This is a genomic window from Photorhabdus akhurstii (assembly GCF_018448925.1).
Classification (GTDB): Bacteria; Pseudomonadota; Gammaproteobacteria; order Enterobacterales; family Enterobacteriaceae; genus Photorhabdus; species Photorhabdus akhurstii.
Genome location: NZ_RCWE01000003.1, coordinates 183241 through 203426 on the forward strand (window position 1 = coordinate 183241; position 20186 = coordinate 203426).

Genomic DNA, 20186 nt, shown 5'->3' on the forward strand with positions numbered 1-20186 from the left:
GTGAATATTGAAACACAACTCCGCCGCCGCCCGGTGGTGGATGACAGTCATCTTCCACAACAGATTCATCCATTACTGCGTCGTTTGTATGCCATTCGTGGTATCCAGCAAGCGAATGAATTGGAACGTGGCGTTCAAGGCTTATTGAATTACCAGCATTTGAGTGGCGTGGAACAGGCGGTGGCGCTCTTGTTGACAGCACTTCATGAACACTGGCGTATTGTTATTGTCGGTGATTTTGATGCTGATGGGGCAACGAGCACGGCATTGGCGATCCGATCGTTACGCTCGATGGGATATCGCCATCTGGATTATCTGGTGCCAAATCGTTTTGACGATGGTTATGGTTTAAGCCCGCAGGTGGTGGAAGAGGTCGTCAAAAAAGGCGCTGACCTAATTATTACCGTGGATAATGGTATCTCTTCCCATGAAGGAGTTGCGGCTGCTCATCAGCACCGTATGAAAGTAATTGTTACGGATCACCACTTGCCGGGCGATATTTTGCCGGCTGCCGATGCCATTATTAATCCCAATTTATCCGATTGCTCTTTCCCATCTAAATCTTTGGCAGGGGTTGGCGTTACGTTTTATCTGATGTCGGCTTTAAGGGCGGCATTGAGAAAAGATCAGTGGTTTGAAAAGCAAGGAATTGCTCTGCCGAATCTGGCAGAAATGTTGGATTTGGTTGCGTTAGGTACGGTTGCCGATGTTGTACCTTTGGATGCCAATAACCGGATTCTGGTTTATCAGGGATTGAATCGCATTCGTGCAGGGCGTTGCTGTGCGGGAATTCGGGCATTATTGGAAGTTTCCAAACGTGATGCCTATAAGCTAGCAGCCAGTGACTTAGGTTTTTTTCTGGGGCCAAGACTGAATGCCGCCGGTCGCCTCGATGATATGTCCATTGGCGTCACTTTATTGCTAACTGACGACATGGCAAAGGCGCGCCAGATAGCTTGCGAACTGGACAGTCTTAACCATACCCGGCGTGAAATAGAGCAGGGAATGCAGCAAGAAGCCCTGCAAATCTGTGACAAACTTGAACGTACCAGCACTGAGCTGCCTTATGGGCTGGCGCTTTATCATCCAGAATGGCATCAGGGAGTCGTCGGCATTCTGGCTTCTCGCATTAAAGAACGTTTTCATCGGCCTGTGATCGCTTTCGCACCGGCAGGGGACGGTATTTTGAAAGGTTCTGGTCGTTCAGTGCAGGGGTTGCATATGCGTGATGCGCTTGAACGGCTTGATACGTTGCATCCGGGGTTGATACTTAAGTTTGGCGGTCACGCAATGGCTGCCGGTTTGTCACTTGAGCAGGATAAATTTGAACAATTTCAGCATCACTTTTCTGCGTTAATGGCGGATTGGTTAGATATTTCGCAACTTGAAGGTGTTATCTGGAGTGATGGTGAACTAGCGATCAATGAACTGTCGTTGGACATTGCAGAGATGTTGCGTGATGGCGGTCCTTGGGGGCAGGCATTCCCGGAGCCGGTTTTTGACGGAAAATTCAAACTACTGCAACAGCGCATTGTTGGAGAACGTCATTTAAAGGTGATAGTGGAGCCATTAAACGGTGGCCCGATGCTAGACGGGATCGCGTTCAATATCGATCCTACCCGCTGGCCGGATAACAGTGTCCGTGAAGTAGAACTTGCCTATAAACTGGATATTAATGAATTTCGTGGCAACCGTAATGTACAGCTTTTGATCCAACATCTCTGGCCTTATTAACCGCGTGATCAGTAGGTAGCCAGTTATTGTCATGTACGCTTGTATGAATGCGTGACAAATCTGTTGAAATGCTATAAACCCTGTGTCGAATCCGCTACAATATGCGGTTCGAAAATTATCCATTTATCTACGACTACACAACGTAAGACACGAAAATATGTTTGAAATTAATCCGGTAAAAAACCACATTCAGGACCTGTCTGAACGGACAACGGTTCTGAGGGGGTATCTTTGACTATGATGCCAAGAAAGAACGCTTAGAAGAAGTTAATGCTGAATTGGAACAGCCTGATGTTTGGAATGAACCGGAGCGAGCACAGGCTTTGGGTAAAGAGCGCTCTTCACTGGAAGGGATTGTTGAGACTATCGATCAGCTTGAGCAAGGTCTGGAAGATGTACAGGGCCTGCTGGAATTGGCAGTAGAAGCTGACGATGAAGAGACTTTTAATGAAGCAGTGGTAGAGCTGGGACAGCTTGAAGACAAGTTGGGTGAGTTAGAATTTCGCCGTATGTTTTCTGGTGAGTATGACAGTGCGGACTGTTATCTTGACTTGCAGGCCGGCTCTGGCGGCACCGAGGCTCAGGATTGGGCAAGTATGCTGATGCGTATGTATCTGCGTTGGGCTGAATCCAAAGGTTTTAAAACTGAAATCATTGAAGAATCAGATGGTGAAGTTGCTGGCTTGAAATCAGCGACTATCAAGATCATGGGTGATTATGCTTATGGTTGGTTGCGTACTGAAACTGGTGTGCACCGTTTGGTACGTAAAAGCCCATTTGATTCTGGCGGTCGTCGCCATACTTCATTCAGTTCTGCTTTCATCTATCCCGAAGTGGATGATGATATCGATATTGAAATTAACCCGGCGGACTTACGTATCGACGTTTATCGCGCATCCGGCGCGGGTGGTCAGCACGTTAACAAAACAGAATCTGCGGTGCGTATTACCCATATTCCAACCAACATTGTGACTCAGTGTCAGAATGATCGTTCTCAGCATAAAAACAAAGACCAGGCGATGAAACAGCTAAAAGCGAAGCTGTATGAACTGGAAATGCAGAAAAAGAACGCCAATAAACAGGAAATGGAAGAGAATAAATCCGATATTGGTTGGGGTAGTCAGATTCGCTCTTATGTTCTGGATGACTCACGCATCAAAGATTTGCGCACCGGCGTTGAAACACGTAATACACAAGCGGTGCTGGATGGCGATCTCGATAAATTCATTGAAGCAAGCCTTAAAGCTGGCTTATGAGGAACTAAAATGTCACAACAACAACAGGGTGCTGAACAGGCTCCCGATTTAAATAATGAACTGCAAACTCGCCGCGAAAAACTGGCTACTTTACGGGAAAATGGTATTGCGTTCCCGAATGATTTCCGTCGTGAAAATATTTCAGAAGATTTGCACGCCAAATACGACGACAAAACTCAGGAAGAGCTGGAAGCACTGAATATTGAAGTGACGGTTGGCGGTCGTATGATGACTCGCCGCATCATGGGTAAGGCTTCTTTTGTAACGCTACAAGATATGGGCGGTCGTATTCAGTTATATGTTGCCCGTGACGATCTGCCTGAAGGTATTTATAACGAACAGTTTAAAAAATGGGATCTGGGAGACATTCTGGGTGCGCGTGGCAAACTGTTTAAAACTAAAACCGGTGAACTTTCTATTCACTGTACCGAACTGCGTTTGCTGACAAAAGCGCTGCGCCCATTGCCGGATAAATTCCACGGTTTGGCTGATCAGGAAACTCGTTACCGCCAGCGTTATCTGGATCTGATCGCCAACGAAGAATCGCGCAAAACTTTCCAAATTCGCTCTCAGGTCTTATCGGCCCTGCGTAGCTTTATGGTCAGTAAAGGATTTATGGAAGTGGAAACGCCAATGATGCAGGTTATTCCTGGCGGCGCCTCGGCACGTCCATTCATTACTCACCACAATGCGCTGGATATTGATATGTATCTGCGTATTGCGCCGGAACTTTACCTGAAACGTCTGGTTGTTGGTGGTTTTGAGCGTGTGTTTGAAATTAACCGCAACTTCCGTAATGAAGGCGTATCTCCGCGCCATAACCCTGAGTTCACCATGATGGAACTCTACATGGCGTATGCGGATTACAAAGATCTGATCGTCCTGATAGAAGAGCTGTTCCGCACGCTGACGCAGAATATTTTGGGGAATACTCTGGTTAAATATGGCGAGCAGGAATTCGATTTCGGTAAACCATTTGCCCAAATGACCATGAAAGAGGCCATCTGCAAATATCGTCCTGAAACCAACATGGCTGATTTGGATGATATGGATAAAGCGGTGGCTATCGCTGAATCTCTTGGCATTGAAGTGGAAAAAGGTTGGGGTCTTGGTCGTGTTCAGTGTGAAATCTTTGAAGAAACGGCTGAAAGCCATCTGATTCAACCAACATTTATCACTGAATATCCGGCAGAAGTTTCTCCGCTAGCGCGTCGTAATGATGCAAATCCATTTATCACTGACCGTTTTGAATTCTTTATTGGTGGACGTGAGATTGGCAACGGCTTCTCAGAGTTGAATGATGCCGAAGATCAAGCGGAACGTTTTGCTGAACAGGTTCGCCAGAAAGACGAAGGCGATGACGAAGCCATGTTCTACGATGAAGATTATGTAACGGCTTTGGAACACGGTATGCCGCCAACAGCTGGCTTGGGTATTGGTATTGACCGTATGATTATGTTGCTGACAAATAGCCATACCATCCGTGACGTCATTCTATTCCCGGCAATGCGCCCGCAGAAATAACAGCTTGAATTAAATTTTAAATTCCAACTCCCCTGTAGCATAACTGCCAGGGGAGTTTTTATTTTCAACTGCCTTAAATATAGACAACTGAAACAGATAATGGCTTGCTGATGCCAACGAAGTCGCTATAATAATTTATGTTATCCTTAAGCGAGCGTAGTTCAATGGCAGAACGAGAGCTTCCCAAGCTCTATACGAGGGTTCGATTCCCTTCGCTCGCTCCAGTTCTGTATTCTTTCTAGAAAATGCTGTCGCATTGAAAATATACCTTTTGATATGATGTAAATTAAATCAAAAGAATTTAAGAATGATAATCAATATAAGTTAATAATTAACGCATCGTTTAATATGAAAAGAATCCCGTTATTAAATCAACCTCGAATCAGCTGGGCGTGATGTATTTTGAGTGCGAATACATCACCATAGAAAGCATTCTATGGTAAATAAATAATTAATAGAGATTATTTACCATGAAAGAAAAACATTGGTCGAAAACCCAATTTTTACATGAAGCTATAACTAATCAAAGTATTGTCATCAAAGGAACCCATAGCTATTATAGCGATTGCTGGAGTGGCGGTTTTGAAGAATCTGTCGTTCGCTATTTGTATGGTGATAAGATCAGTCTTCAATGGGAGTCTAAGTGGCCAATTGATAAATTGTATATTGGCGATTATGTTTGCATCGGCGCTGAAACTATCATTCTTATGGGTGGAAACAATACACACAGAGCAGATTGGTTCTGTTTATATCCATTCATGGAATATATTGAAGAGGCATATGTAGGCAAAGGTGACACGCATATTCATGATGGCGTGTGGCTTGGTATGCGTTCAATGATTATGCCCGGCGTTACTATTGGAGAAGGCGCTATCGTTGCTGCTAATAGCGTTGTCACTAAAGATGTTGAGCCATATAGTATTGTTGCTGGAACGCCTGCGAAATTAGTTAAATATCGCTTTGAGCCGCACATTATCAATGAGCTACTTGCGTTAAAAATATATGATTGGTCAGAAGAGAAATTTAATGCTTTAAAACCTTATCTCTGTGCTTCGGATATTAATGCATTAAAATCTGCTGTAAGGTCATATTGATGGGAATAGTTAATTAGTTCCGTAGAATAATTAATTAGGCTTGATTAGACTAATTAAATGTGATTTTTAAGATGTTCTATTATTGAATTATTTAACTGAAATACATTAATTGTTAGTTTAAATACCGTTTCGGCATTCAAGCCGCAAACGGTATTTATTTAATATTCCTTCAATATAAAAGAAAATATGTTACTATCCTCTTATGAAAAGAAAAAATACACCGACGCCACATGATGCGATTTTTAAAAAGTTTTTAAGTCATATTGATACCGCCAGAGATTTTCTAGAGATACACTTACCTGCGACATTACGGGCAGTTTGTGATCTTGATACACTGCGACTGGAATCGGGATCATTTATTGAGGACAATCTGCGAGTACATTATTCCGACGTCCTGTATTCATTAAAAACTACGCAGGGTGAGAGTTATGTGTATTGCGTGATTGAACACCAGAGTTCCCCAGATAAGATGATGGCATTCCGTCTGATGCGTTACAGTATTTCAGCGATGCAATGGCATCTGGAACAGGGACATGAAAAATTGCCGCTGGTTATTCCGGTGTTGTTCTATCACGGAAAAGTGCGGCCGTATCCGTGGAGTACCAACTGGTTCGACTGCTTCGATGCTTCGGCTCTGGCGGAAGAGATCTATTCCAGCGCGTTTCCGCTGGTAGATGTGACGGTAATCCCGGATGATGAAATCTTGACGCACAAACGGGTCGCACTACTGGAAATAGTACAAAAACATATCCGGCAACGTGATATGGCGGAGTTACGGCAAAAGCTGGCTATGTTGTTTGCGTATGATTACTATACAGATGAGCTGCTAAAAAGCATGCTAAACTACATATTACTGGTGGGAGATACCGCCGATCCAGAAGGTTTTATCCGGCAACTGGCAGAACAGTTCCCGAAGTATGAGGAGGTACTGATGACAATAGCGCAGAAATTGAAACATAAAGGACTTCAAGAAGGACTTCAAAAATGCCAAGAAGCACATCAAGAAGGATTGCAGAAAGGTAAAAAACAGGCGATTCTGGAAATCGCCTGTAGAATGATGAACAATGGTATCGATCGTGAAACAATAATGAAAAGCACAGGGTTGAGCCAGAACGAACTTGAACAAATACATCACTGATTCGTGCTGAGAGCCGTAATCGGTATTTAAAGATTCGTGTTAGAAGAGGGGCTTGTCCAGCGAGTAACGGGACCGTCCCCTAGAAATATGAGGAGGTAATTGATGACAATAGCGCAAAAACTGGAGCAGAAAGCGTTCCAAGAAGGATTTCAGGAAGCATACCAAGAAGCATATCAAGAGGCATACCAAGAGGCATACCAAGAAGGATTACAGATAGGTGGAAAACTGGCGCTTGTGAAAATCGTGTATGCAATGATAGACAATGGTATAGACCATGAAACGATAATTAAAATCATTGTGATGAGCCGGAGTAAGATTGAACAAATAGCCGATTAACTTATGCTGACACCTTATTGGCATGAAAATTCGTGTAATATAATAAGTGCACAAAACTTTACATAGAAGCGGTATATTATTTGGATAAGTTTGAAATCATACTTTTTCTGTCGGGTATTAAGCTTTTTAATTGAAATAGTATTTGAATAATTAAACAACACTCTTCAAATAAAACATTTGAAACATCGTAATTCAATAAATTTTCTCTTGGAAGCGGCAACCGGATTAGTTGCCTATACCGTTTAATCTAAAAAACAAATCTGAATCTATGTACCTCTGAGTTAGACGTTCTTAGAATAGGAAATATTTCCGTTATTGGTAAATAATCGAATGCTGAAACAGGTTGAATTAAGCCATCATACGAAAATAGATTCAGTAGATATCTGATATTCTCTTGGCGCTTTTAATTAAGATTTCTTTGTAATCAGGCGTCTGTTTTTCCACATTGGAAAATATAGCTTGAAGCGTGGCATGAGTTATTTCTTTGCCGGCGAATTCTGGCATGCCGCTATTGAACGGGGGTTCTGGGCTATATTGCATTGCCAATTGGACTGCTTGTGCATATTCTTCCCCTTTGATTTTAGCAAGTAATGTTAAACCGAAATCAATACCTGCGGTGACTCCACCTCCAGTAACCCGGTTTCTATCAATAACGACTCTTTTATTAACCGGTATTGCACCGAATTCGTTGAGATCGTCTATCATCGACCAATGAGTCGCCGCCTGATACCCTTTTAGCAAGCCTGCGGCTCCTAATAGGATAGATCCTGTACATACACTTGTTACCCAAGACGCTTTATTTCCCACTTTATGCATCCAATCAAGCATGTCTAATTCGGCAAGCAAAGCATAAGGATTTCCTGTACCGGGAACACATAAAATATCCACTTTATCTAATTGCTCAAATGTAGTGCTCGGCGAGAATGATATATATTCCAGCTCAGTACGCACCGGAAGTAAATCGCGCCAAACATATTCAATATTTAACCATCCTCCTACTTCAAGAACTGTTGCGGGACCAATCATATCAAGTGGCGTCATGCCTGGGAAAATGACAAAGGCGAGAGTGGGTTTTTCTCCAGACGATGTTTTCATTAACGAAGATAATGCCGCAGGATGTTCCTTAGATGTATTTTTCATGGAGAAGTTTTCCTTATCGAGATTGAAAAGAGAACTGAAATTCATATGCCGCTATTTTTAGCGATCGCTGAATATCTGTATTCCCGGTAGTAAATTGATGGAACAACTGTAACCGTAAACTAATTGGCGTATATGCCAATATTGCGACGATTTACGCCAACTGCCATAATCGCCCTATGGACATTAAAACTCTCTATTTTCTAATCTTCCCCAACGTAAATCTGCTGGACCTTTCAGGGCCATTGCAGGTCTTTACCACAGCTAATGAACTGGCAGAGAAGGCTGGTCACAGGCGGCCTTATGCCATAAAAGTCGTGGCTTGTGAGTCCGGGCAGGTAATGACGCAAGCCGGAATAACTGTGCAGGCAGAACCCTTACCTAAGTTGGATTCTCCCGCCGATACTCTGATCGTTGCCGGGGGCATTGGCGTTGAATCAGCGTCGAACCATTTGCCATTACGTGATTGGTTAAAGGGGCATGCATCGCTGGCCCGGCGTATTGTGTCTATATGCAGTGGGGCATTCATTCTGGCTGCTTGCGGGTTGCTTGATGGTCGCAGAGTCGTCACACACTGGAGTAGTTGTGCCGAGCTGGCCCGGCGTTACAGTAAATTGCGGGTAGAATGTGATCCTATTTTTATTCAGGATGGCCCGGTGTGGACTTCTGCTGGCGTCACCGCAGGAATCGATTTGGCTCTGGCATTGCTGGAGGAAGATTTCGGTCATAAATTGGCGCTGGATGTTGCACGGGAACTCGTTATGTTTCTCAAACGTCCCGGTGGGCAGGAACAGTTTAGTGCTCCACTGGCATTACAAAGCAGTACGAGTAAATTTGCAGATTTGCACGCTTGGATGACCAACAATTTGGCGGGAGACCTCTCAGTAGCCGCTTTGGCCGCCCGGGCCAATATGAGTGAGCGCAGCTTTGTGCGCCACTATGGCCAACATGTAGGAATTACGTCAGCTAAGGCGGTGGAGCGATTCCGCTTGGAAGCGGCGCGTCAACTTTTAGTTGAATCTACGCTATCGCTCAAGTGCATAGCCTCCCGTTGTGGTTTCGGCTGTGAAGATACTTTGCGTCGTAGTTTCTTCCGGGCATACGGTAGTACTCCACAGGATTATCGTAAGCATTTCAAAACGACGTTTTAAATCACGTTTTCGTTAACGTTCGTTCCTTCATTCCCGGCCAATTCTTGTTTCAGTCGTCGCCACAATGTAGTGCGGCTAATCCCCAGATACTCCGCGGCGGCTTGGCGATCGCCAGAAAACCGTTTCAAGGTTTCATGGGCTGAAAGTGGCGCAGCAAGTGAGGATTGCCCAGTCAACGAAGGTTTTATACTTTTTTCTGCCAGCTTGAGTGTAGATTTACGTTCCGGTGAAAGGGCCAATATCAATTCTGGTGCTAAGGTATGCTCAGGATGAGCACTGAGATATAACGTTACCCGTTCCATGAGATTACGTAATTCTCGGACATTGCCGGGCCAATGATAGGTTTGCAATGCTTCCTGACAGGCAGCAAGCTCTTGCACTCTTGATTGTGATACCGGCAAGTTCAATGCAGCAAATGCTCGTCGCAGATATTCCAGCGCCAATATACCAACATCGTTGCCCCTTTCTCTGAGGGCTGGAATATTGATCCGTAATACACTCAGACGATAGAACAGGTCTGTTCGAAAACGCCCCTCTTGCACCCAAGTATCCAAATCGCAATGTGTGGCGCAAATGATCCGAACATCAACGGCAATGGGGCGGTGCCCTCCTACTCTGACAACGGATTTTTCTTCTAGTACCCGCAATAGCCGCGTTTGAAGGGGCAGTGGCATTTCACCAATTTCATCCAGAAATAACGTGCCTCGATGAGCAACTTCAAAAAGACCCGCACGTCCTCCACGTCGTGAACCGGTGAAAGCCCCTTCCTCATAACCAAACAATTCAGCTTCCAATAGGGATTCAGCAATGGCGCCGCAGTTAACGGCGACAAACGGGCGTTGGTGTTTACCTGCAATCTGACCATACCGCAGGGCATATTCATGGTGAATGGCTTGTGCCACCAGTTCCTTCCCTGTACCACTTTCCCCTTGTATTAGCACTGTGGCAGGCGAGCGGGCGTATAGCATAATAGTGTTGCGCACATGTTCCATTACCGCTGAATCTCCCCGGATATCATTGAGAGTATGACGGGTACGCAAACTATTCTCGGTTGGATAAGCAGAAATTGAGGCTTGGTTGAGTTTGGTCATTCTGGCGATATCCAGAGCATCACGGAATGCCTGGCGGATAGAATTAGCGGAGTAGACAAAAACACCCACCAATTCAGCTTCATAGGCAAGATCGGTAATCAACCCGGCACCGACAATCACTTTAATGCCGATGGCTTTTAGTGCATTGACTTGGGCCCGTGCGTCTTCTTCCGTTACGTAACTGCGTTGTTCAATTCGCAAGTTGAACCGTTGCTGAAATTCTTCTAGCGCGGGTAACGTGTTCTGATAGGTGATAACACCAATACGAGAGCTGATTTGTCGTGCACGGGCTAATGCCTGCATAAAATCAAATCCGCTGGCTTTGGCGATAATAACGGGCACTGACAAACGGCTTTTAAGATAGGCGCCATTAGAACCGGCACAGAGCACAGCATCACAACATTCAGTTGTTAACCGTTGACGAATATGCTGAACCGCATTTTCAAAACCGAGTTGGATAGGCGTGATATTGGCCTGATGATCGAACTCTGGTGTGATATCACGGAAGAGATCAAAAAGACGGGAAACAGATACTGTCCAAATGACCGGTTTATCACGTTCTGTTGACGGTATTTCTGCCATGCTATTCCTCTATCTGTACGCTGCTTTCGTTTTTTCCACCACAATAGTTCAATGTTTCGCAATTGTTTCATTCGTGTTTCGTGAAACGTAATTGATTCATTATGAAACAGGTGTGTTTTTCTATCAATGGTACTTTCCTACAAACTAATAAATATTTTTATCGCCATTTTTCAATTAAAAAACAAAATATTAACTTTATTTTGTGTTTGTTTTTTAAAGTCGCCAGTCATTTTTTATTTTATTGGTACATATATTGCTAAGTAACAAGTGTGTTTCATTATAATAACAACGAGGTCCTAACATGGTGCTTTCCTCTGCTGGTTTGGCATTGCGTCAGGCTATAGAAGCCGAATCTCCACTACAGGTCGTTGGCGCCATTAATGCGAATCATGCGTTGCTGGCTAAACGGGCGGGCTATAAAGCCATCTATCTTTCTGGTGGTGGTGTATCGGCGGGTTCATTGGGGATGCCTGACCTGGGAATTTCAACGCTGGATGATGTGTTAATAGATATCCGTCGTATTACGGATGTATGTGATTTGCCATTGCTGGTGGATGCTGATATCGGTTTTGGCTCTTCTGCCTTTAATGTGGCACGTACAGTGCGCTCAATGATCAAAGCAGGGGCGGCGGGGTTGCACATTGAAGATCAGGTCGGTGCGAAGCGCTGCGGTCATCGTCCGAATAAAGAGATTGTATCCAAAGAGGAAATGGTTGATCGCATTAAGGCCGCAGTCGATGCTCGTACTGATAAGCATTTTGTCATTATGGCCCGCACTGATGCCTTGGCTGTTGAAGGATTAGCTGCGGCTCTTGACAGGGCAAAAGCCTATATCGAAGCCGGGGCAGATATGCTGTTTCCTGAAGCGATCACTGAATTACACATGTATCAAGCATTTGCGTCAACAACCGGGGTTCCAATACTAGCCAACATCACCGAATTTGGTGCGACTCCACTTTTCACGACTGAGGAGTTGAAAAGTGTGGATGTTTCCATCGTGCTATACCCGCTTTCTGCTTTCCGAGCAATGAATAAAGCAGCCGAGCAGGTTTATGCCACACTCCGTCGCGAAGGGACGCAGAAGAGTGTGATCAGCATGATGCAGACTCGCAATGAGTTATACGAAAGCATCAACTACTATGATTTTGAACAAAAGCTGGATGTGCTTTTCTCCCAGAAAAAGTCTCAATGATGGACAGTTCCACCTAATTTCATCGTTTTATATGGCATAAAAACAGTAGAGGTGATACCCATGAGCGAACAGAACACGATGACTGAGTTAACCACTTTCAAGCCTAAAAAATCGGTAGCCCTTTCTGGCGTCAGTGCGGGTAACACAGCGCTTTGTACCGTTGGAAAGACCGGTAATGATCTGCATTACCGTGGTTACGATATTCTTGATCTTGCGACCCAGTGTGAATTTGAAGAAGTTGCATACCTACTGATCCATGAAAAATTGCCTTCCTGCGCTGAACTGGCTGCCTATAAAACGAAATTAAAAGCATTACGGGGTCTGCCGAGTAGCGTAAAGGCAGCACTGGAAACATTGCCCGCAGCTGCCCATCCGATGGATGTTATGCGTACAGGCGCCTCTGTTCTTGGTTGTACATTGCCTGAGAAAGACGATCACAACCTTGCGGGAGTGCGTGATATCGCTGATAGATTACTGGCCTCTTTCAGCTCCATGTTGCTCTATTGGTATCACTATAGCCACAATGGGCGTCGTATTGAGGTGGAAACGGATGATGAGTCGATAGGCGGGCATTTTCTGCACCTCCTGCATGGTAAAAAACCCAGTGAATCGTGGGAAAAAGCCATGCATACCTCCCTAATTCTTTATGCGGAACACGAATTTAATGCTTCGACATTTACCAGCCGGGTTATCGCAGGAACTGGTACGGATATCTACTCTGCCATTATCGGAGCGATTGGTGCGTTGAGAGGACCAAAACATGGTGGAGCAAATGAAGTCTCTTTTGAAATTCAACAGCGTTATGAAAATCCTGATGAAGCAGAGAGGGATATCCTGGCGCGATTAGAAAGAAAAGAGGTCATTATCGGCTTTGGTCATCCGGTTTATACCATCTCTGATCCCCGTCACAAAGTGATTAAAAATGTGGCTCTGCAACTTTCCAAACAGGCAGGAACAACCAAAATGTTTGATATCGCGGATCGAATAGAAACGGTGATGTGGGCTAATAAAAAAATGTTCCCGAACCTTGATTGGTTCTCTGCGGTTTCTTATCACATGATGGGTGTGCCAACTGCGATGTTTACACCATTGTTTGTGATTGCTCGCACTGCGGGATGGGCTGCTCACATCATTGAACAGCGTATTGATAACAAAATTATTCGCCCAGCAGCCAACTATACCGGGCCAGAAAATCAAGTATTTATGCCAATTAGTAAACGTGGGTAACGCTATTTTCAATGCAGAGATCCCTGTATACGTGTTTTTTTAACAAGGAATTATTATGTCTACCTCTGTTGTAAGCAATTGCCCTGAATATGATCAGGTGATTGTGGATATTGTGGATTATGTTATGGAATACGCCATCACATCATCCATCGCCTATGAAACGGCTTATTACTGTTTTCTGGATACGTTGGGTTGCGGGTTGGAGGCACTGGAATACCCGGCTTGTAAGAAATTGCTAGGGCCGATTGTGCCGGGGACAGTGGTACCTAATGGCGTGCGTGTGCCGGGAACGCAGTTTCAACTCGATCCGGTACAGGCGGCATTTAACATTGGTGCGATGATCCGCTGGCTAGACTTCAATGACACATGGCTTGCCGCTGAATGGGGGCATCCATCCGATAACCTCGGTGGCATCTTGGCAATAGCTGACTGGCTATCAAGAAATGCCGTTGCTGGTGGGAAAAAGCCTCTTACGATCAAAGGTGTTTTGACGGGTATGGTTAAAGCGCATGAAATTCAGGGATGTCTTGCACTAGAGAATGCATTTAATAAAGTTGGTTTAGATCATGTCGTGCTGGTAAAAGTGGCTTCGACCGCTGTTGTTGCTGAAATGTTGGGGTTGAATCGGGAAGAGATCCTGAGCGCGGTATCGCTGGCTTGGGTTGATGGACAGTCGCTGCGAACTTACCGTCATGCTCCCAATACCGGTTCACGCAAATCTTGGGCTGCCGGCGATGCGACATCCCGCGCGGTGCGTTTGGCTTTGATGGCGCAAAAGGGTGAAATGGGATATCCCTCGGTATTAACCGCAAAAACGTGGGGATTCTATGATGTTCTGTTCAATGGTCAGCCTTTTAAATTCCAGCGTGCCTATGGCTCTTATGTGATGGAAAACGTGCTGTTCAAAATCGCTTTCCCGGCAGAATTTCATGCACAGACCGCAGTGGAAGCGGCAATGAGCCTGCATCAACAATTGAAAGATGCAGGTAAGACTATCAATGACATTACCAAAATCACCATTCGTACCCATGAGGCTTGCATTCGGATTATCGATAAGCAAGGCCCGTTAAACAATCCTGCGGACAGAGATCACTGTATTCAGTATATGGTGGCGATTCCTTTGATTTTTGGCCGCCTTACTGCGGCGGATTACGAAGATAGCGTTGCGGCAGATCCCCGCATTGATGCGCTGCGGGAAAAAATAGTGTGTGTTGAAGATCTTGATTTTACCCGTGATTATCACGATCCAGAAAAACGCTCTATTGCTAACGCATTAACTGTTACGTTTACAGATGGCAGCCAGCTTGATGAAGTTAAAGTTGAATTCCCCATCGGCCATGCTCGCCGCCGTAAGGAAGGTATTCCATTATTGCTGAAAAAATTCAGCACCAACCTGGCACGCCAGTTCCCTGAGACACAACAGAAAAAAATCCTGTCTGTTTCCCTTGACTGTTCGTTACTGGAAAACATGCCGGTAAACGAATATCTCGATTTGTACGTTATTTAAATTTGTCATGCTATCAGCGGCCGCTCTCCCAAGTGCCGCTCTATCATCTACGGCAGCACTAGGAGAGATTATGTCATTCAACGCTTTTTATCAGCAATCTATTGATGATCCCAATGCATTCTGGGCTGAACAGGCGCAACGTATTTTCTGGCAACACCCGTTTGAGCAAGTGCTGGATTATAACAATCCTCCCTTTGCTCGTTGGTTTTGCGGAGGAAAAACTAACTTATGTTACAACGCGTTGGATCGCTGGCTGGAAAGCCAGCCTGATGCTAAAGCGCTCATTACGATTTCAACAGAAACCAATAGTGAGAAAATATTTACTTTCAGGGAATTACATCAGGAAGTGAATAGAACGGCGGCTATGATGCTCTCTTTGGGGGTTAAAAAAGGCGACAGAGTTCTGGTTTATATGCCGATGGTTGCCGAGGCGCTGTTTGTTTTGCTCGCTTGTGCCCGTATCGGTGCTGTTCACTCTGTTGTCTTTGGTGGTTTTGCTTCTCAAAGCCTTGCTACTCGGCTGGATAATGCTGAGCCAGTGTTGGTGGTGTCTGCTGATGGAGGATCGCGCGGCGGCAAAGTTATTCCTTACAAGCCATTGTTGGATGAGGCTATCGAACTGGCAAACCACAAACCCCGCCATGTGTTGATGGTTAACCGCGGACTATCGGAAATGGTTTGGGTGCCGGGGAGAGATGTCGATTTCGCTACATTGCGGCAAGAGCACTTTGATGCTGATGTTCCTGTAACCTGGCTTGAATCAAATGAAACCTCTTGTGTGCTCTATACATCCGGCACGACGGGTACGCCAAAGGGAGTACAGCGTGATGTTGGCGGTTATGCCGTCGCACTGGCAACGTCTATGGATATTATCTTTGGTGGTAAAGCGGGGGAGGTGTTTTTTAGCACCTCAGATATCGGCTGGATCGTTGGGCATTCTTATATTGTCTATGCGCCTTTAATTGCTGGAATGGCGACGATTATGTATGAGGGGCTGCCGATACGGCCAGATGCGGGTATTTGGTGGAAAATAGTAGAAAAATATCAGGTAACACGGATGTTTTCAGCGCCGACGGCGATTCGTGTGCTGAAAAAATATTCAGTTGAATGTATTGGTAAATACGATATTTCATCACTTAAGACATTGTATTTGGCGGGAGAACCGCTAGATGAGCATACCGCCCGCTGGATTGCTGAGGCTATCAATGTCCCGGTCATTGATAATTACTGGCAGACCGAGACCGGTTGGCCGATTATGGCTATTGCCCGCCCGCTGGATGACAGGCCGAGTCGATTTGGCAGTACTGGTTTCCCGATGTATGGCTTTCATGTCAAGCTCATCAATGAACTGACTGGCAAAGCGTGTGGTGATAACGAAAAAGGAATGCTCGTTATTGAAGGACCTTTGCCCCCAGGTTGCATCCAAACTATCTATGGTGATGATACACGTTTTCTCAACACCTATTGGCGACACTTTGATCATGCTGTTTATTCCACATTCGATTGGGGTATCCGTGATAGTGATGGCTATTATTTTATTTTGGGGCGTTCGGATGATGTGATTAACGTGGCCGGGCACCGTCTGGGAACAAGGGAGATAGAAGAGTGTATTGCCGGCCATGAAGATGTTGCCGAAGTGGCTGTTATTGGCATTAAAGATGTTATTAAGGGACAAGCCGCGGTTGCCTTTGTTGTCCTTAAGGAGGGGAAGGAGATCCAGAATGCTGAGCATTTTGCTGTTTTGGAAAAAGTTTTGATGGATTTGGTCAATAAGCAAATTGGCAGTGTAGGCCGCCCGGCACGGATCTATTTTGTCTCTCAGCTTCCCAAAACACGTTCAGGAAAAATGTTGCGTCGAACCATGCAGGCAATATGTGAAGGACGTGAACCCGGTGATCTTGCCCTGATTGAAAATCCTGCTTCATTAGACGTCATTCGAGAAGCTGTTTTTCAGTGAATAGCTTTTCATAATATTGCGGCGCTTTGATTTTTCCTTGTTGATTTTCTAGAAGCGGGATACTGCCTCCATAAACTGCTTTATTAACAATTATTATATACCCTATGGATTTCAACATGCAGGTTGGCCCTTTCTCGAAGCCTTGCCGCGTTAGTTTCAGCACTGAGGGAAACAAGTGTGATTTTTGGCATTATTTTCAGTGCATGGATTCTCAAAGAGAAGATAGGGCTGGTAAGACTGATTTGTACTTTGATAGTCATGGTTGGCATTTTTTTAACCATTTTAAAGTAAAATAGTATCTTGTGCTTTACCGGATATATATGGCGAGCTGAAATTTTGGTCGAATTTAATGAAAAAATTCCATTGGTTTTAGAAAAATAATAAATTTTGCCGCTAAAGCGACATTCCTGCATAAAGTGTTTTAACATTTGGTCGTTAAATACGTACAATCCCGTCCCTGAATGTGTTCTCTACAGAATAGGCTTAGTTTGTCACTGATCCAATTTTATACATCGCGAAGCCGCTTGCCAGCTTGGCTCGGTATATTCGCGATACTGATGTTGTTCATTGCGCCAGTGATCTCCCGGTCACTGGAACATGTGCGCATTGGTGAGGCTCATTCATCGAGAGTGGTCGATTGCCATGTGGCGATGTCATCTGACGATGATATGCCTCGGAATATGTCTCATTCTGACGTTTCTTCCGCATCATATGTTGCTAACCATCATGATGGCATGCAGATGGGTATGCATGGTGGTGGTATGTCGATGTTGGAGGATATTGCCTGTGGATACTGCGTTTTTCTGATCCATGTACCTATGCTGGATTTGGCGAATATACCGCTATTTTGGTCAACTTCGCTGACTTCACGGCCACCACCGATTCAAACTGTAGCTTCCTTCCTGCCGCATTTCATCTTTTCTGATTCGTTGCCTCGTGCTCCGCCTGAACAGATCTCATCTCATTAATTTAAACATAATGAAATGTCTTGTCCTGCTCATTATTGAGTCAGGAAAAGTTTGTTCATACCAAAAACACTTTGGTTGGATTCTATAACGTATTCCGCTTTTGATAGAAATATCACTTTGGAAGGTGGATTTACATTTAAGGCAAGATGATGATATTCGAAAAAAATATTTCTCATAAAAAAAATACGCTGTCCCGTTGTATTAATTCGGCAATGCCGCTTTTTCTGTTAGCTGCTTTTAATGGCTATACGGCTGAAACTTCACCTGATTCACGCGACCATGTGCACGGTTTAAAAACCAATGATGGTGATGTGATCACGGTAACAGCACCTCTGCATTCTCCTTTGTCAATTGTCACCTCGCCAAAAACGCCTCGTCAGCCGGTTCCGGCCAGTGACGGCTCTGATTATTTGAAAACCATACCGGGATTTTCTCAAATCCGTAACGGTGGCACCAATGGGGACCCGGTATTTCGCGGAATGTTTGGTTCAAGGATTAAACTTCTGACTGATGGCGCAGAAATGCTAGGGGCTTGTCCCGGCAGAATGGATGCCCCTTCATCTTATATTTCGCCAGAAAGTTATGATTTGCTGACAGTCATTAAAGGACCTCAAACTGTATTGTGGGGACCCGGCGCTTCCGCTGGGACCGTAAGGTTTGAACGTGAACATCCGCGATTTGATGAGCCGGGAGCAAAAATCAATGCCAGTGGACTGACGGGTTCAAATGACCGTTGGGATGGCAATGTTGATGCGAGTATCGGCAGTGAATTGGGATATTTACGTTTAATGGCAAATAAATCCCGTTCAAATGACTACAAAGATGGCGATGGGTATCGCGTTCCTTCACGTTGGGATAAATGGAATAGTGATCTTGCGTTAGGATGGACGCCGGATAAAGATACATTGCTTGAGTTGACCGTTGGAAAAGGTGATGGCGAGGCCCGTTATGCTGGACGTGGCATGGATGGCTCGCAATTCAAACGTGAAAGTCTCGGTTTACGTTTTGAGAAATCCCACCTTAGTGAAGTGCTTGATAAGGTTGAAGCCCAAGTTTATTACAACTATACCAACCATATTATGGACAATATCACTTTGCGTTCTCCGAATAGTCCCATGTCGATGGGGATCTCTTCTTCGGGTTGTAAGCATGGATGTGGTATGCACATGAATATGAACCACGGTATGTCGATGCAACTGGATCGTCGCGTTGTCGGGGGGCGAGTCATGGGCACTTGGCTATGGCAAGACGTTAAATTGGAAAGCGGCGCAGATACACAAACCAATACCCACCGTAATAAAGCAGGTAATGGCTGGCAAAAGGATGCTCAATTTTATAACTATGGCCTGTTTAGCGAGCTAACTTGGTATGCCACAGAACAGAGCGAATTAATAACCGGCGCCCGTCTTGATCGCAGCCGAGTAAAGAAATTTGCTGGTAATAGTGAAAAAGAGCGTAATGATACTTTACCGAGTGGTTTTATGCGCTTAGAGCATACTCTGGCTGATATGCCAATGATGTTTTATGCCGGTATCGGTTACACCGAGCGTTTCCCTGACTATTGGGAACTGTTTTCGCCTAAATATGGTCCGGCGGGGAGTGCCAGTGCTTTTGATGGGGTAAAAAGCGAGAAAACCACCCAGCTTGATATTGGCGCTCAATATACCGGGGAACGTTTTAATGGTTGGGTATCCGCTTATATAGGGCGTGTAAATGATTTCATCTTATTTAGATATAGCCCGACAAACGCCCGTATTAGCCAGGCTGATAACGTTAATGCCAATATTATGGGAGGGGAAATGGGCTTTGGTTATCAATTGACAGATCATTGGAAAACGGACGCCAGCCTTGCCTATGCTTGGGGAGAAAACAGAACGGATGGCAAACCGATGCCTCAGATCCCGCCTCTGGAAGCCCGCTTCGGATTGACCTATGAACGTGGTGATTGGAGCAGTACCGGTTTGTGGCGATTGGTTAGCAGCCAGCATCGGATTGCCGAGGGGCAGGGTAATGTTGTCGGTAAAGATTTCCAAGATAGTTCAGGTTTCGGCGTACTTTCTGCAAATGCTGCCTATAAGATTAATAAAAATATAAAAGTGAGCGCGGGTATCGACAATATTTTGGATAAAGAATACAGCGAACACCTCAACCTTGCTGGTAATAGCACCTTTGGTTATTCAGCGAATACCTCAGTGAATGAACCCGGCCGGACAGTGTGGGCGAAAGTAGATATAAAATTCTAATGGAAAAATGGCGTCCAATTATTGGGCGCCAATTATTTGCTTTCCTTTT

At 44.9% G+C, this 20186-nt stretch carries 16 protein-coding genes and 1 tRNA gene; 15 read left to right on the forward strand and 2 right to left on the reverse strand.

The window, feature by feature from the left end:
* From recJ to EAE93_RS05540, 7 genes are all read left to right on the forward strand, one after another.
* Positions 1-1734: a single-stranded-DNA-specific exonuclease RecJ gene (gene recJ, locus EAE93_RS05510; protein ID WP_040153762.1), complete on the forward strand. Its 1734-nt coding sequence runs from the start codon at positions 1-3 to the stop codon at positions 1732-1734.
* Between the two features lie 157 nt (positions 1735-1891).
* Positions 1892-2990 (forward strand): peptide chain release factor 2 gene (prfB, locus tag EAE93_RS05515; RefSeq protein ID WP_105395549.1). Its coding sequence is split into 2 segments (ribosomal slippage): positions 1892-1966 and positions 1968-2990, totalling 1098 coding nucleotides; the frame shifts between segments, so codons are not numbered across the junction.
* 9 nt (positions 2991-2999) lie between these two features.
* Entirely contained in the window at positions 3000-4514 is a 1515-nt protein-coding gene (gene lysS / locus EAE93_RS05520; protein WP_036777602.1) for a lysine--tRNA ligase, read from the forward strand.
* A 150-nt stretch (positions 4515-4664) separates the two neighbouring features.
* Positions 4665-4738: transfer RNA gene (locus tag EAE93_RS05525), tRNA-Gly, on the forward strand.
* 246 nt (positions 4739-4984) lie between these two features.
* Positions 4985-5608 (forward strand): CatB-related O-acetyltransferase, encoded by a 624-nt coding sequence (locus EAE93_RS05530; protein WP_065389086.1) that lies wholly within the window; start codon positions 4985-4987, stop codon positions 5606-5608.
* Between the two features lie 202 nt (positions 5609-5810).
* Positions 5811-6746 (forward strand): Rpn family recombination-promoting nuclease/putative transposase, encoded by a 936-nt coding sequence (locus EAE93_RS05535; protein ID WP_214039250.1) that lies wholly within the window; start codon positions 5811-5813, stop codon positions 6744-6746.
* Between the two features lie 102 nt (positions 6747-6848).
* The gene (locus EAE93_RS05540) at positions 6849-7082 is read left to right on the forward strand and encodes an RpnC/YadD family protein (protein ID WP_214039251.1); all 234 of its coding nucleotides are present in this window, start codon (positions 6849-6851) and stop codon (positions 7080-7082) included.
* A gap of 372 nt (positions 7083-7454) precedes the next feature.
* On the opposite strand, the gene EAE93_RS05545 is transcribed toward EAE93_RS05540, so the two are convergent.
* Positions 7455-8222, reverse strand: a complete 768-nt coding sequence (locus tag EAE93_RS05545) for a DJ-1/PfpI family protein (protein ID WP_214039252.1) — start codon at positions 8220-8222, stop codon at positions 7455-7457.
* A 176-nt stretch (positions 8223-8398) separates the two neighbouring features.
* Between EAE93_RS05545 and EAE93_RS05550 the strand changes: the two genes are divergently transcribed.
* The gene (locus EAE93_RS05550) at positions 8399-9370 is read left to right on the forward strand and encodes a GlxA family transcriptional regulator (RefSeq protein WP_214039253.1); all 972 of its coding nucleotides are present in this window, start codon (positions 8399-8401) and stop codon (positions 9368-9370) included.
* Here the strand turns inward: EAE93_RS05550 and prpR are convergent.
* Positions 9367-11043, reverse strand: coding sequence for a propionate catabolism operon regulatory protein PrpR (prpR, locus tag EAE93_RS05555; protein ID WP_214039254.1), 1677 nt, complete (start codon positions 11041-11043; stop codon positions 9367-9369). The two genes, EAE93_RS05550 and prpR, sit on opposite strands and share 4 nt — an antisense overlap.
* A 301-nt stretch (positions 11044-11344) precedes the next feature.
* Here prpR and prpB point away from each other — a divergent pair, with 301 nt between their 5' ends.
* From prpB to EAE93_RS05590, 7 genes are all read left to right on the forward strand, one after another.
* A complete protein-coding gene (gene prpB, locus EAE93_RS05560) occupies positions 11345-12235 on the forward strand; it encodes a methylisocitrate lyase (RefSeq protein WP_214039255.1) in 891 nt (296 codons plus the stop codon).
* 60 nt (positions 12236-12295) lie between these two features.
* Positions 12296-13462 (forward strand): bifunctional 2-methylcitrate synthase/citrate synthase, encoded by a 1167-nt coding sequence (gene prpC, locus EAE93_RS05565; RefSeq protein ID WP_214039256.1) that lies wholly within the window; start codon positions 12296-12298, stop codon positions 13460-13462.
* A 55-nt stretch (positions 13463-13517) separates the two neighbouring features.
* Positions 13518-14969 (forward strand): bifunctional 2-methylcitrate dehydratase/aconitate hydratase, encoded by a 1452-nt coding sequence (locus tag EAE93_RS05570; RefSeq protein ID WP_214039258.1) that lies wholly within the window; start codon positions 13518-13520, stop codon positions 14967-14969.
* Between the two features lie 7 nt (positions 14970-14976).
* Entirely contained in the window at positions 14977-16926 is a 1950-nt protein-coding gene (locus EAE93_RS05575) for a propionate--CoA ligase (RefSeq protein ID WP_269468824.1), read from the forward strand.
* Between the two features lie 123 nt (positions 16927-17049).
* Positions 17050-17217, forward strand: a complete 168-nt coding sequence (locus tag EAE93_RS05580) for an EamA family transporter (RefSeq protein WP_250150892.1) — start codon at positions 17050-17052, stop codon at positions 17215-17217.
* 233 nt (positions 17218-17450) lie between these two features.
* The gene (locus EAE93_RS05585; protein ID WP_250150893.1) at positions 17451-17894 is read left to right on the forward strand and encodes a DUF2946 domain-containing protein; all 444 of its coding nucleotides are present in this window, start codon (positions 17451-17453) and stop codon (positions 17892-17894) included.
* A 149-nt stretch (positions 17895-18043) separates the two neighbouring features.
* Positions 18044-20137 (forward strand): TonB-dependent copper receptor, encoded by a 2094-nt coding sequence (locus EAE93_RS05590; protein ID WP_250150917.1) that lies wholly within the window; start codon positions 18044-18046, stop codon positions 20135-20137.
* Positions 20138-20186: the final 49 nt, after the last annotated feature.

Coding starts and splice junctions, on each gene's coding strand:
- EAE93_RS05575 (WP_269468824.1), top strand. CDS start 14,977: ATGCTATCAGCGGCCGCTCTCCCAAGTGCCGCTCTATCATCTACGGCA.
- EAE93_RS05550 (WP_214039253.1), top strand. CDS start 8,399: ATGGACATTAAAACTCTCTATTTTCTAATCTTCCCCAACGTAAATCTG.
- prpC (WP_214039256.1), top strand. CDS start 12,296: ATGAGCGAACAGAACACGATGACTGAGTTAACCACTTTCAAGCCTAAA.
- EAE93_RS05535 (WP_214039250.1), top strand. CDS start 5,811: ATGAAAAGAAAAAATACACCGACGCCACATGATGCGATTTTTAAAAAG.
- EAE93_RS05545 (WP_214039252.1), bottom strand. CDS start 8,222: ATGAAAAATACATCTAAGGAACATCCTGCGGCATTATCTTCGTTAATG.
- EAE93_RS05570 (WP_214039258.1), top strand. CDS start 13,518: ATGTCTACCTCTGTTGTAAGCAATTGCCCTGAATATGATCAGGTGATT.
- EAE93_RS05530 (WP_065389086.1), top strand. CDS start 4,985: ATGAAAGAAAAACATTGGTCGAAAACCCAATTTTTACATGAAGCTATA.
- prpR (WP_214039254.1), bottom strand. CDS start 11,043: ATGGCAGAAATACCGTCAACAGAACGTGATAAACCGGTCATTTGGACA.
- prpB (WP_214039255.1), top strand. CDS start 11,345: ATGGTGCTTTCCTCTGCTGGTTTGGCATTGCGTCAGGCTATAGAAGCC.
- lysS (WP_036777602.1), top strand. CDS start 3,000: ATGTCACAACAACAACAGGGTGCTGAACAGGCTCCCGATTTAAATAAT.
- EAE93_RS05540 (WP_214039251.1), top strand. CDS start 6,849: ATGACAATAGCGCAAAAACTGGAGCAGAAAGCGTTCCAAGAAGGATTT.
- EAE93_RS05590 (WP_250150917.1), top strand. CDS start 18,044: ATGATATTCGAAAAAAATATTTCTCATAAAAAAAATACGCTGTCCCGT.